The following is a 13,821-nucleotide window of genomic DNA, read 5'->3' on the forward strand; positions in this document are numbered from 1 at the left end:
TCGAGTGCGAATATAAGACGGAAACTTTAAACACCAAAATAGTTTCCAATGTATTTTGGTTTATTTAACATTTGAAGGTAAAACGATGTTTGTAATACAATTTGAATAGAGTAAATTAGCCAAAAATTTATTTTATGCATTCCATTTATCAATATCAGGGGTTTCTTTCGGAGTATTTGCAGGCACAATATGAAACCAAAGAACCAAGAAATTTGTACGAGCCCATCCGGTATATTTTAGACCTTGGCGGAAAAAGAATTCGTCCGGTACTGACCTTAATGAGTGCCGAAATTTTTGATGCGCCGTATCAAAAAGCATTGCCTGCCGCATTAGCCGTTGAAGTTTTTCATAACTTTTCGTTGGTTCACGATGATATTATGGATGATGCGCCACTACGAAGAGGAAAAGCAACGGTTCATGAGAAATGGAATATAAACACCGGAATTTTATCTGGGGATGCGATGCTGATTTTAGCCTATCAATATTTTGAACAATATGAGCCCGTTATTTTTCGGGATTTGGCCAAGTTGTTCAGCAAAACAGCGCTTGAAGTTTGCGAAGGGCAGCAATGGGATGTCGATTTTGAAGAACGCAATGATGTTACCATTCCAGAATACCTGATGATGATTCAATACAAAACGGCCGTTTTGGTAGCAGCAGCCATGAAAATGGGAGCGATTATTGCAGAAACTACCGAGGAAAACGCAAATCTGGTGTATGATTTCGGCCTCAATTTAGGCTTGGCTTTTCAATTACAGGATGATTTCTTGGACGCTTTTGGGGATCCAGAAACCTTTGGAAAACAAGTAGGCGGTGATATTATAGAAAATAAAAAAACGTATTTGTATCTAAAAGCAGTAGCTTTTTCAAAAGAAGAGGAAGCTAAAGAATTGCGGTATTTGTTTTCTGTTCAGCCGGAAAATAGTACGGATAAAATAGAGACGGTGAAAGCACTTTTTAATAGTTCTGGTGCGGCTACGGCAACACAGGAAGCAATACAAGATTTTACTTTTGAGGCGTTTCAGACCTTGGATAAAATGAATATTAGCGCCGATAAAAAAGCAATGTTGAAATCTTTTGGGGAGAATTTAATGGGCAGAAAAGTGTAATTCAATTTCAATAATCAATTTCAACATTGACTTTGAAAGTTTATATTTATAATTTAACAAGAAGTATAGTGTACAATAATAACAATATTGAAAATTGACATTCATATTGCCATTGATATTTAAAGATATGTTTATAGTTCCAAAAAATACCGATTTACTACTTGCTGAAGCCGCGGGTGAAAACTTATATTTGAAATTAATCGAACAAATGAATAAGGATTTCAATCTCGCTAACGAAGCAATTGATTTTCCGTTGGGTATTTCTCCCAGTGAATTGAAGTTGCAGCTTCACGAAAAAATATATCGACTTATTCAATACAAATTTGCTGAATACCTCAATTTATTATACATAATTGATGTTTCCGAAGAAGAAATAAAAAAACTAGACGGATCTGATTTAGTAGTTCTGGCAGAACAAGTCGCTTTTTTGATCCTAAAAAGAGAATGGCAAAAAGTGTGGTTCCGGAATAAGTATTAGTTATTGTAAGTCTTTTTTTAAGATTGTTTTATTCCATAATTCAGTTCCCGCAGTATCAAAAACAGTTAGTTTTATTTGGCGGTTTTCCTTTGAACCCAAGAATGAAATCATACCAAAATTATGTTGCGTAATCAAACTGCCTTTGGATCTGTAAATATTGTTTTCCTTTAATGCCCCTTCAGCGGCAACACCGGAAGTTAGCGGTGAAACGGTCCAGTCAAATAAAGAGTAGGCATTCTCGCGGGGAACTTCGGAAAATTCAGTAAAATGCCTATCACCGCTTAGGAATAAAACGCCCTTAATTTTATTATCAAGAATTTCTTTTAGCAATTTTTCTTTCTCTTTGGGGTAGTTGCTGTAGTTTTCCTTTTCCGCTACGGAATTTAATACTTGTACGCCCATTACAATTATTTTAAAACTGGCTTTAGAGGAACTTAGTGCGTTAATCAGCCATTCTAATTGGGTATTTCCTAAAACCGTTCTTTCGCCCGTAATTCTGTTATTTGGGGTCTTGAAAAACCGATCGTCCAATAAAAAAAACTGTGCATCACTCCAGCTAAAGGTAGAATAAATACCCTCGTTTTGTTCAGCATTCATACCGTAGCTTTTATTTGCCCAGAAATCTTTAAACGCTTTTTGAGTTAGAAATTTGTTATAAAAACTGCCATCGCTATCATCCGGACCAAAATCATGGTCATCCCAAATGGCAAAATTTTGAGTTTTTGCCAGCAAAGGCTGAATTTCTTTTACCGACCTTGAATGCGTATACCGATGATAAATCCCGGTTTTACTATCCCAGTCCGCTTCTCTGAGATAAATATTGTCACCACTCCATATCATGATTTCTGGATTTTTTTTGGCAATACTTTCAAAAATGCCATACTCACTTCCGTAGGCTTTTCCTGGTCTGTCCAGCGGAGTTTCATTAAAATAGGAACAACTTCCAATGGCTACTGTGAAATCAGGAGCATCTTCGCGCCATTCCCAAAGTTTCTTTGATGAAAAACAAGTCTCGTAGGGCAAGATGATTTTTTTGTCATTTATGAAAACAGCATACGTATATTTTTTTCCGGGTTCTAATTGATCTAAAATAATATGATGCGTGAAGCCAACTTCTTTTGAAGATGAATACACGTCGGAGTAGAATATATTAGTAGGATTGTCAAGGGCAAAATAAGCTATTTTCACCGAAGCTTTTTTGTTGGTTTGCAACCAAATCATCGCTTCGGTCATTTCGCAATACCCCACCATGGGCCCAGATTGTAAAATATTGTTTTGAGCAAAACTGTAACTTATAAATAAAATACAGCATAATTGAAAAGTTTTTTTCATCGCAGATAATTAAAAATACACTCTAATAAAAGGCATAAAGGCACTGCCGTAAATGTTGTTTTTGTCAGTCAAAACATTATATCGCCCACCAATAGTGGCGTTTCCAGATCTGTAACCAAGGCCGATGAATAAACCTGTATTCCAGTAGTTTTGAGAATTGCTATTGGATCCATCCAGATTTACATTGACTCTTAATTGTTCCAGTTCCGTCGAAAGTTGGATTTCGGGGATTGGATTAAATAATCCTATAACACTACCGCCATACAAATGAGAAGCAAAAAAATCGCGTTGCTTCAAATATTTATACTGCACTCCCAGTCCCAAAGCCACATATTCATTGAAATTATAAATGGCACTTGGCGCTAACGAAATGTCCGTGTAGCCGGAACCAAAGCCTAAACCCAGTCCACCTCCAAATTGTACATTTCTCCAAAACTGGTTTGGCATAGTGGTATACATTGTATTTTGTTGTGCAAACAGAGCACTTGCAAAAAACAAGGCAATAAGTACTAAAAACGATTTGGTAACCTCGAAAAAGCGCTTTTTTGCCATAAGTTTCTAGATTTTTAACAATTTAAGATGTAAAAGTATCTTAAAATAAATTATAAATTTATTGTATTATTGTACTTTTGCCAAACTATTTTAATCAAAAAGGTATATTCACTAAATATTATGGATAGGTTTTCATTTTTAAACGCAGCACATACAGAATTTTTCGCTCAATTATACGATCAATATATAGAAAATCCAGACAGCGTTGAGCCTAGTTGGAGAAGTTTCTTTCAAGGTTTTGACTTTGGGATGAGTTCTTACGGCGAGGATCATAAAGTCGAGCAAATTGCAAATTTTGCGGCTAATAATACAGATATTAGCTTGGTTTCTGACAAGCTTCAAAAGGAGTTCAATGTATTAAAATTAATAGATGGATACCGCTCTCGCGGTCATTTGTTTACTAAAACAAATCCGGTTCGAGAAAGACGAGTATCATCACCAACTCTAGAAATCACAAATTTTGGACTTTCATCAGCAGACTTAAATACTGTTTTTGATGCAGCCAAGGTTATGGAAATACAGCCTTGTACGCTTCAGGAAATCATAACGCATCTTGATACAATATACTGCCAGCACATCGGGGTGGAATATATGTATATCCGTAAACCAGAAGTAGTGGAGTGGATTCAGAAAAAATTAGGCTACAATGACAATCAGCCTAAATTTTCATTGGACGAAAAAAAATCCATTCTTAATAAATTAAACCAAGCCGTTTCTTTTGAGAATTTTTTGCACACTAAATATGTAGGTCAAAAACGCTTTTCTCTAGAAGGTGGGGAATCAATTATTCCTGCATTAGATGCTTTAATCGAGAAAGCAGCTGAAAAAGGAGTTGAGCAATTTGTTATGGGAATGGCACATCGTGGTCGTTTGAATGTGTTGGCAAATATTTTTGGCAAATCGACCCAAGACATCTTTGGAGAGTTTGACGGCAAAGATTACGATCAAGAATATTTTGACGGCGATGTAAAATACCATTTAGGACTTACAGCGGATAAAGTGACCAGTACCGGTAAAAAAATTAATATCAATTTAGCTCCTAATCCGTCGCACCTTGAAACAGTAGGTGCAGTAATCGAAGGAATCACAAGAGCCAAACAAGATAAATATTTCCCTAACGATTTCTCAAAAGTATTGCCAATCGCCGTTCACGGAGATGCTGCAATTGCGGGTCAGGGAATTTTGTATGAAATTGTGCAAATGGCACAATTGGATGGTTATAAAACGGGAGGAACTATACATATTGTTATCAATAATCAAGTAGGTTTTACCACCAATTATCTGGATGCTCGTTCCTCTACCTATTGTACTGATGTTGCTAAAGTTACCCTTTCGCCCGTTTTGCATGTCAATGCAGATGATGCTGAAGCAGTAGTTCACGCGATGTCCTTTGCATTGGACTTCAGAATGGAATTTGGTAGGGATGTGTTTATTGATTTATTGGGATATAGAAAATATGGACATAATGAAGGCGATGAGCCTCGTTTTACCCAACCCGTATTGTACAAAATCATTGCAAAGCATAAAAATCCAAGAGACATCTACATGGAGAAATTGCTTGCCGAAGGAGTTGTTGACAGTACTTTTGTAAAAGGATTAGAAAAAGAATACAAATCAAATCTAGAGGTGAATTTAGAAGCCTCCCGTAAAAAAGATTTGACTATTATAACGCCATTCATGAAAAACGAATGGAAAGGTTTTGAACAGGTTTCGGATGTTGAAATGCTCAAAAAAGTAGACACTACTTTTCCAGTAGCCGGACTTACTGAGGTTGCAAACGTAATTTGTAACTTACCTGCAGACAAAAAATTTATCAGCAAAATAGAAAAACTGGTCAAGGATAGAAAAACAATGTTTTTTGAAACCAACAAGCTGGATTGGGCCATGGCAGAGCACTTAGCCTATGGTTCACTTTTAAAAGAAGGATATGATGTTCGTATTTCGGGACAAGATGTAGAGCGAGGCACGTTCTCTCACCGTCATGCCGTTGTAAAAGTAGAGGATTCAGAAGAAGAAGTGACTTTGTTGAGTACTTTAGAGGGAGCAACAGGGAAATTCAATATATTCAATTCGCTGTTGTCTGAATATGCTGTTTTAGGGTTTGATTATGGGTATGCTTTAGCCAACCCAAATACATTAACCATCTGGGAAGCACAGTTTGGGGATTTTAGTAACGGTGCCCAAATTATAATTGATCAGTATATTTCTTGTGGCGAAGATAAATGGAACAATCAAAACGGAATTGTTTTATTATTGCCGCACGGATACGAAGGACAAGGAGCGGAGCATTCATCAGCCAGAATGGAGCGATATTTACAACTTTGTGCCAGACACAATATGTATGTGGCAGATTGTACTACACCAGCCAACTTCTTTCACCTTTTGAGAAGACAAATGAAAACAACGTTTCGTAAACCACTTGTTGTGTTTACGCCTAAAAGTTTGTTGCGGGATACAAGGGTAGTATCTACCGTTGAAGAATTTGCAACAGGGAGTTTTCAAGAAACATTTGATGATGAAACAGTGAATAAAGCGCATGTGAAAACGCTGGTTTTCTGTACCGGAAAATTCTATTATGACATTACTGCCGAAAGAGAAATTCTGGACAGAAATGATGTGGCTGTAGTTAGAATCGAGCAATTGTTCCCATTACCGGTAGAACAATTAAAAGCCATTATCGCTAAATACCCTAATGCAGATGATTATGTTTGGGCACAAGAAGAACCAAAAAACATGGGAGCTTACAGCTTTATGCTAATGAATTTTGATTTAGTAAAATGGAGATTGGCTTCACTAAAAGCGTATGCGGCACCGGCCTCAGGAAGTTATACAAGAGCAAAACGCCGTCAGGCTGATGCCTTGCGAATGGTTTTTGATAAAAATTTATACCGATAATAAGGAGCTATTTCCTGCTGTACGCTATATCTTTTCCTAGCTAAAGAAGCTAGAAAAAGGATGTCGCTGCCATCAGGGCTAAAAAACAATACATCTAACACACATAAGTTGTTCAAGAACAATTTAAAACTTAAAATTCATAATTTAAAATAATAGAACATGATTTTAGAAATGAAAGTCCCATCACCAGGGGAATCTATAAAGGAAGTTGAAATCGCAACTTGGTTGGTAAAAGACGGAGATTATGTAGAGAAAGACCAAGCCATTGCTGAGGTTGATTCTGATAAAGCAACATTAGAATTGCCAGCAGAAGCGAGCGGAATCATTACTTTGAAAGCGGAAGAAGGAGATGCAGTTGCAGTAGGAGCAGTAGTTTGTCACATTGATACGGACGGCGTAAAACCAGCAGGCGATGCGCCAGTTGCTGAAGCTACAAAAACAGTTGAAGCGCCAAAAGTGGAAACTAAAACAGAAGCGCCAAAAGCCGCTCCAGTAGCAGCAGCAACTTACGCTTCAGGAACTCCATCTCCGGCAGCACGAAAAATATTAGACGAAAAAAATATAGCAACAACTTCAGTAACAGGAACTGGAAAAGACGGAAGAATCACTAAAGACGATGCCGTACATGCGGCACCTTCAATGGGGACGCCTACCGGTGGGTCTCGTGGATCAGAACGTTCAAAATTATCAATGTTACGTCGTAAAGTGGCAGAACGATTAGTGGCTGCTAAAAACGAAACAGCCATGTTAACTACTTTTAATGAAGTAAACATGACGCCAATCAACTTGATTCGGAATGAATACAAAGACGCATTCAAAGCAAAACATGGCGGAATTGGTTTAGGGTACATGTCTTTTTTTACTAAAGCAGTGACCAGAGCATTAAAATTATTTCCAGATGTAAACTCAATGATGGATGGGGATCATAAGATCGCTTTCGATTTTTGCGACATTTCTATCGCAGTTTCAGGACCAAAAGGATTAATGGTTCCTGTAGTTCGTAATGCGGAGAACTTAACTTTCCGTGGTGTTGAAGCCGACATTAAAAGATTAGCCCTTAAAGCGCGTGACGGACAAATCACAGTGGATGATATGACTGGTGGAACGTTTACGATTACTAACGGTGGTGTTTTTGGAAGTATGTTGAGTACGCCAATTATCAATCCGCCACAGTCAGGAATTCTTGGAATGCACAACATTATCGAGCGCCCAATTGCCGTAAACGGAAAAGTAGAAATTCACCCAATGATGTATGTGGCGTTGTCTTATGACCATAGAATTATTGATGGTCGTGAGTCTGTTGGTTTCTTGGTGGCCGTAAAAGAAGCCTTAGAAAACCCAATGGAATTATTGTTAGAGAACAATCCTAAAAAAGCATTAGAATTGTAATTGAATTAATAAAAAAATAAAAAATCCGTTTAGTTTTAGAACTAAACGGATTTTTTATTTTTTTATTAAAATTCCTTTGAATTCCACAACATCAAAAAGTGCGTAATTTTGGCTTTTCGGAATGTGGTCGCCTATAAATTGTAAATTTTCGACACTGCAATAGATGTTAAATTTGGTGTTTTTACCATAATTAAGCCGGACACTTGCCATAATTGCATCATTGATTTTCCAACTTACATTGTATCGCCCATTAGAAGTAAGGGATAATTGTAGTGTAAGATTATACCATTGTCTTCTTTTGATTTTCCTTTGAACAGATTGGAACGGATAGCCCTGTGAGATCATGTATACGATAAGATCGTCTGGTTCTGCTGCTAATTGATTTCGAATGGCTTGTGATCCATAGCCAATCTCAAAATCGAGTTCGTGTGTGTCATTATTATATAAAAAAGCTCCAATGCTAGCCATGTCACCAACGCCCATTTCGGGGATATAAACATTCCAGCTATAGGTTCCAGCGGCAAAACTTGAAATCGTTTTTACTTTTGATCTTTCCCACGTATTTGGATTTGTGAAAATACGTAAATTTCCATTTTCAATCCAGTAATTTGGATTGCCAACTTGAGTAGCATCTTCCCATTCCGTTAAATTATCGAAGTCCCAAATTTTTGAATAGCTGGTTTTTAAAATACTGAGATTGTTGGAATCTGAATTAGTTATTGTTTCATCTTCGTTAGTTAAGTCGGCGGGAGAACAAGAAAATAAAAGTAGTCCCATAAATACCAATAATTTTTTGAAAATATTTTTCATGTTTCTTTAAGGTTTTAAGGTCGTTTTTCTATTGTAAATATAAGCAATAATTAAAATAGTCCACGATTCCTTTTCCTTTCATTAAAACATCGGCTCCTATGATTCCATGAACGGGTTTTGATTTGTGTTGTGTTAAAGCTTCGTTTATATGAGATAAATCGAAAATTACGACGTCAAAAGCACTGTCTTTCCAAGTGCCTAGTTGCAATTGATTTTTTGTAGCTATTTGTGTCAACATTCCGGAAGCTCCAGCTCCTGAAGCTTTAGTTTTTGATTTTTTAGCTTCCAATAGAAACAAATCAACACATTCAAATCCGATACAACTACTTGAAGCACCTGTATCTAAAATGAAATTTCCTTTGATACCGTTGATTTTGGCTTTAATCAAAAGGTGTTGGGTTTTAGTAATCTTAAATTTTACTTTTTTGTAGTTTTCTTTTTTAAGGATTTTGTGGAGGTTTTTCATCTAGGCAGAATTTGTTTTCGGAATTATAGTGTCCCTTTTACAAAGATACAAGTTGTTGTATGCAGTTTTGGAATCTTTTTTCTATCGCAATCTTTGTTAAACCATTTTTTTGACTAGTTTAATTCTTGTAATTTTGTATTCTTAAAAGACGACACTTGGAAACAAAAGTAATAATTACCGATACCCATACTCATTTATATTCTGAGGAATTCAATCAAGACCGAGATGAAATGATCCAACGCGCCATTGAAGCGGGGGTTTCGCGTTTTTTTATTCCGGCAATCGATTCGACGTGCACCGAATCCATGTATATTTTAGAAAAAAAGTATCCTGAAAACGTATTCTTGATGATGGGCTTGCATCCCACGTATGTGAAAGAGAATTATCTGAAAGAATTACAGCATGTGGAAAACGAACTGGCGAAAAGAAAATTCTACGCTGTTGGTGAAATTGGGATCGATTTGTATTGGGATAAAACCCATTTGCCTCAGCAACAAATTGCTTTCAAAAAGCAGATTCAATTGGCTAAAGAATATAAGTTACCTATTGTGATTCATTGTCGGGATGCATTTGATGAAATTTTCGAAATTCTGGAACAAGAAAAATCGGATGATTTATTTGGTATTTTTCATTGTTTTTCTGGAACGTATGAACAAGCTTTAAGGGCAATTTCGTATAATATGAAGCTTGGAATAGGCGGGGTTGTTACTTTCAAAAACGGAAAAATCGATCAATTTTTGAAACAGATCGATATAAAGCATCTTGTTTTAGAAACAGATTCCCCATATTTAGCCCCAATTCCTTTTCGTGGAAAAAGGAATGAAAGTAGTTATATAGTCAGCGTAGTCGATAAGTTAGCCCAGATTTATGGCCTTTCAACACATGAAATAGCAATGCGAACCACCGAGAATTCTAAAGCTATTTTTGGGATTTAAAGTAGAATTCACTTTATTTTGACTTTTTTTTTGTTCATTTGCCCACACAAATATAGAAAAATCAACAATGCAGAAATTTGACGCTATTCGGCCATTTTATGATTCCGAAATAAACGAAGCACTTCAAGATGTGATTAATCACCCAATGATGAAAGCATTGATGAACTTTACTTTTCCGGGTGCTGCTGACGAAGTTTGGAAAGAACAACTCAGGAAAACGCACTCCATTCGGGATTTTCAATGTAATTTTATATACCAATCGGTTCAAAGAATACTAGAAAAAAGTTCAGAAGGAATGACCACTTCCGGTTTTGAAAAGTTAAAGAAAAACACTTCTTATTTGTTTGTCTCAAATCATCGGGACATCCTTTTGGATACTACGTTATTAAACACAGCTTTATTTGAACATGGGTTAGTGATGACAGCCTCAGCGATTGGGGATAATTTAGTAAAAAAATCGTTTCTGAATACCTTGGCAAAACTGAACCGTAATTTTTTAGTACAACGGGGATTGACTCCAAGAGAAATGCTGCAGAGTTCAAAACTATTGTCGGAATATATAGGAAATTTATTGCTTCATGAAAACCGTTCTGTATGGATAGCACAGCGAGAAGGAAGAACGAAAGACGGCAAGGATGAGACCAATCCGGGTGTTTTGAAAATGGTAGGAATGGGTTCTGATGAAAAGAATTTAATGGATTATTTCAAGAAAATTAAAATTGTACCCGTATCTATTTCGTACGAGTATGATCCTACTGATGCTCTGAAAATGCCACAATTGATGGCTGAAGCCAATAATGAAGTGTATGTCAAGGAAAAGAATGAAGATTTCATGACGATTCTGAGTGGTGCTCTAGGGCAAAAGAAGAGAATACACATTCATGTTGGGAAAGTTTTAGATATTGAAATTGATGCCATTATTACAGAAAACGAGAACTCAAATAAGCAAATAGTAGCTTTGGCACAAGTAATTGATAATGCCATATTGAGTAATTACAAATTATGGCCAACGAATTTTATTGCTTTTGATATTGTAAATAAGACCGATAGATATTCCCATTTGTATACTGAAAATGAAAAATCATTGTTCGAGCGCAGACTGGAAATGCGAATTGATCATGACAATCCAGTGGCTCTTGAAAGTTTTTTGGCCATGTATGCAAATCCAGTTGTGAACAAATTAAAATACCACGATGTTGTATAAAGCCAAAATACTTTTAATATATACCGGAGGAACTATTGGTATGCGAAAAGATTTTGAAACAGGAGCCCTCAAGGCATTCAATTTTAGTAAATTGTTACAGCGAATTCCAGAATTGAAACAATTGGATTGTGAGATCGAAACTGTTTCTTTTGAAAATCCTATAGATTCCTCGAACATGAATCCTGAAAAATGGGCAAAAATGGCTATAATTATTGCAGATAATTATACTTCATTTGATGGATTTGTTGTGCTTCATGGATCCGATACTATGTCGTATTCTGCTTCAGCGCTGAGTTTTATGCTTGAGAATTTGGCAAAACCAGTTATTTTTACCGGTTCACAATTACCCATAGGGGATTTGCGTACCGATGCTAAAGAAAACCTGATTACAGCCATTCAAATAGCTTCTCTGCAAAATAATAATCATCCGGTTATCAGTGAAGTGTGTCTTTATTTTGAATACAAATTATACCGAGGCAATAGAACTACAAAGATTAATGCGGAACATTTTAAAGCATTTACGTCTCCAAATTATCCTGAATTGGTGGAGTCTGGGGTGCATTTAAAGTTGAATCCTGAATTGTTTTTGCCTAAAAAAGGAACGGAGGAATTCAAAGTGCATAAAAATTTAGACAATAATGTTGCCATTATAAAGATGTTTCCTGGAATCAGTGAAGCGGTTTTATCCGCTATTTTAAATATTCCGAATCTTAAAGGTGTTGTTTTAGAAACCTACGGAGCTGGGAATGCACCTACAGAGGATTGGTTTTTAAACCTCTTGAAAAAAGCGATTGCCGGCGGGTTACATATTGTTAACGTTACCCAATGTTCTGGCGGGAGTGTCAGTATGGGGCAATACGAAACCAGTACCGGACTGAAAGAAATTGGTGTGATTTCCGGAAAAGACATCACCACCGAGGCGGGAATCACAAAATTGATGTATTTATTGAGCAAAAAAATAGCCCCAAAAGACTTCAAAACTATTTTTGAAACTTCTTTACGAGGAGAAATGACATAATATTTAGATTTTACTTTTCTAACTCGTTTTTTTTCGTGTTCTTTGCAGCCGTAATAAAATAGAGAGGTGGCCGAGTGGCTGAAGGCGCACGCTTGGAAAGCGTGTATATGGCAACATATCGAGGGTTCGAATCCCTTCCTCTCTGCCAGTAGAAATACAAAAAGAAGCAAACCCCACTAAATTCTAGGATTTAGTGGGGTTTTTTCATTTACGGTAAATCAAATTATTCATTAAATCTCAAAAGATACCAGTTCAACATTTGTTCAAATACCTTTTCACTATTTGAACATCTTGTTTGGAAGAATTACAAAGTTTAAATTTAATAATAACTAAAAGGTCACCAACCATGAACACAGCCGTATCCGTTCTCTTTTATATAAAGAGATCAAAAGTCAATAATGATGGCATCTGCCCTATTTATGTACGTGTCACCGTACAATATGGGAATTTATAAATTTACATAATACAGTAAGATTAACATATTTGCATCGTTTTATTGATGTTCTATTTCCAGCTAATACTCCACAAACTGATTTAGTTGTTGAAGAATTACAAACTTGGCTAACTGGTTTAGAAAAACTATAATTATTACTGGAAAAAACACCCATTCCTACCCCAACATTCGTTTATAATGGAAAAAAAAGCCCGATAAATACTTTTTAGTGGAAAATAAAGTATAGTTTTACTTCAATAAAGCACCACTAATGGAAAATTTTGTCCCAACACACCTTCAAGAAATTATTTATTCATCGAGCGATAAAAAAGTAAGAAAACAAATTGCTTTGCTTGAAAGTACAGGTAAAATTAAAAAAATTGCTCCTCGTATCTTTACTTCCAATTTTATTGATACGGACGAGGTTATTATCAAAAGAAATATTTTTTCTATTCTGGGCAATTTATATCCCGGGGCATTATTAAGCCACCGTTCCGCAATAGAATTCAAACCAACTGCAACAGGACAAATATTTGTTACCTATACCTACACCAAAAAAATAGAGTTGCCTGGAATAACCATTCGTTTTATGGAAGGTATTGGAGCAATTGAAGGTGACAATTCATTTTCGGGGGAGTTATTTGTTTCACAACAAGAAAGAGCATTTTTAGAAAACCTACAACCGTCCAGAAAATCGGGTCCAGAATCTAAAACTATTTCAATTGCTGAACTCGAAAACAAACTAGAGAAAATAGTACAAGTTAAAGGCGAAGAAGGACTAAATCAAATTAGAGATAGCGCAAAAGTAATCGCCGATAAATTAAGAATGCAAAGTGAGTTTGAGAAATTAAACAAACTAATTAGTGCCTTATTATCTACACAGCCTTCCAAAATATTATCGTCTCCACGAGCCATTGCACGAGCATTTGGAAATCCTTATGACCAATCAAGAATAGATTTGTTTGAGATATTATTTTTAGAGTTAAAGCAAAGAGAATTCAAAAATGCGATAGATAGAAATACAACTAATACAGCTTTTCAAAATTTCGCTTTTTTTGAAGCCTATTTTTCAAATTATATTGAAGGAACTCGATTTGAAGTGATTGAAGCAAAAAACATTATCGAAACCGATACCCCAATGTTCAATCGTGATGAAGATTCACACGACATATTAGGAACGTATAAATTGGTCAGTAATAA

Annotated in this window: 11 protein-coding genes, 1 tRNA gene and 1 pseudogene; 9 read left to right on the plus strand and 4 right to left on the minus strand. The window is 36.0% G+C overall.

Translation table 11 applies throughout. The features are described 5' to 3' along the window. Window positions 1–134 precede the first annotated feature (134 nt). Window positions 135–1,109 carry a polyprenyl synthetase family protein gene (locus tag EKL98_RS02735; RefSeq protein WP_126561482.1) on the plus strand — a complete coding sequence of 325 codons (975 nt, stop codon included), beginning with the start codon at window positions 135–137 and terminating at the stop codon, window positions 1,107–1,109. Between the two features lie 127 nt (window positions 1,110–1,236). After that, the gene (locus tag EKL98_RS02740; RefSeq protein ID WP_126457543.1) at window positions 1,237–1,587 is read left to right on the plus strand and encodes a hypothetical protein; all 351 of its coding nucleotides are present in this window, start codon (window positions 1,237–1,239) and stop codon (window positions 1,585–1,587) included. Here the strand turns inward: EKL98_RS02740 and EKL98_RS02745 are convergent, their stop codons facing one another. Both EKL98_RS02745 and EKL98_RS02750 read right to left on the minus strand, forming a co-directional pair. Further along, window positions 1,588–2,919: an alkaline phosphatase D family protein gene (locus tag EKL98_RS02745; protein WP_126561483.1), complete on the minus strand. Its 1,332-nt coding sequence runs from the start codon at window positions 2,917–2,919 to the stop codon at window positions 1,588–1,590. It abuts the gene before it with no gap. A gap of 9 nt (window positions 2,920–2,928) precedes the next feature. Continuing rightward, window positions 2,929–3,471, minus strand: coding sequence for a hypothetical protein (locus EKL98_RS02750; RefSeq protein WP_126457541.1), 543 nt, complete (start codon window positions 3,469–3,471; stop codon window positions 2,929–2,931). 120 nt (window positions 3,472–3,591) lie between these two features. Here EKL98_RS02750 and EKL98_RS02755 point away from each other — a divergent pair, with 120 nt between their 5' ends. Beyond that, window positions 3,592–6,366 (plus strand): 2-oxoglutarate dehydrogenase E1 component, encoded by a 2,775-nt coding sequence (locus tag EKL98_RS02755; RefSeq protein WP_126561484.1) that lies wholly within the window; start codon window positions 3,592–3,594, stop codon window positions 6,364–6,366. 159 nt (window positions 6,367–6,525) lie between these two features. Beyond that, a complete protein-coding gene (gene odhB, locus EKL98_RS02760) occupies window positions 6,526–7,755 on the plus strand; it encodes a 2-oxoglutarate dehydrogenase complex dihydrolipoyllysine-residue succinyltransferase (RefSeq protein WP_126457539.1) in 1,230 nt (409 codons plus the stop codon). A gap of 54 nt (window positions 7,756–7,809) precedes the next feature. Here odhB and EKL98_RS02765 read toward each other — a convergent pair whose 3' ends face one another. Together EKL98_RS02765 and EKL98_RS02770 are read right to left on the minus strand one after the other, a co-directional pair. Beyond that, window positions 7,810–8,565: a hypothetical protein gene (locus tag EKL98_RS02765; RefSeq protein WP_233588582.1), complete on the minus strand. Its 756-nt coding sequence runs from the start codon at window positions 8,563–8,565 to the stop codon at window positions 7,810–7,812. Between the two features lie 28 nt (window positions 8,566–8,593). Further along, window positions 8,594–9,031 carry a retropepsin-like aspartic protease gene (locus tag EKL98_RS02770; RefSeq protein WP_126457538.1) on the minus strand — a complete coding sequence of 146 codons (438 nt, stop codon included), beginning with the start codon at window positions 9,029–9,031 and terminating at the stop codon, window positions 8,594–8,596. A 155-nt stretch (window positions 9,032–9,186) separates the two neighbouring features. On the opposite strand from EKL98_RS02770, the gene EKL98_RS02775 reads away from it, so the two are divergent. From EKL98_RS02775 to EKL98_RS02795, 5 genes and pseudogenes are all read left to right on the plus strand, one after another. Further along, window positions 9,187–9,966 (plus strand): TatD family hydrolase, encoded by a 780-nt coding sequence (locus EKL98_RS02775; RefSeq protein WP_126561485.1) that lies wholly within the window; start codon window positions 9,187–9,189, stop codon window positions 9,964–9,966. A 67-nt stretch (window positions 9,967–10,033) separates the two neighbouring features. After that, complete coding sequence (locus EKL98_RS02780; protein ID WP_126457536.1) at window positions 10,034–11,170, plus strand: 1-acyl-sn-glycerol-3-phosphate acyltransferase; 1,137 nt, start codon at window positions 10,034–10,036, stop codon at window positions 11,168–11,170. Continuing rightward, window positions 11,160–12,188, plus strand: coding sequence for an asparaginase (locus EKL98_RS02785; RefSeq protein ID WP_126561486.1), 1,029 nt, complete (start codon window positions 11,160–11,162; stop codon window positions 12,186–12,188). The genes EKL98_RS02780 and EKL98_RS02785 overlap by 11 nt, the downstream gene beginning before the upstream one ends. 60 nt (window positions 12,189–12,248) lie before the next feature. Further along, window positions 12,249–12,336, plus strand: a tRNA-Ser gene (locus tag EKL98_RS02790). A 556-nt stretch (window positions 12,337–12,892) separates the two neighbouring features. Continuing rightward, a pseudogene (locus tag EKL98_RS02795) lies at window positions 12,893–13,821 on the plus strand (Fic family protein); the annotation flags it as partial.

It is taken from the genome of Flavobacterium bomense, from assembly GCF_003970355.1.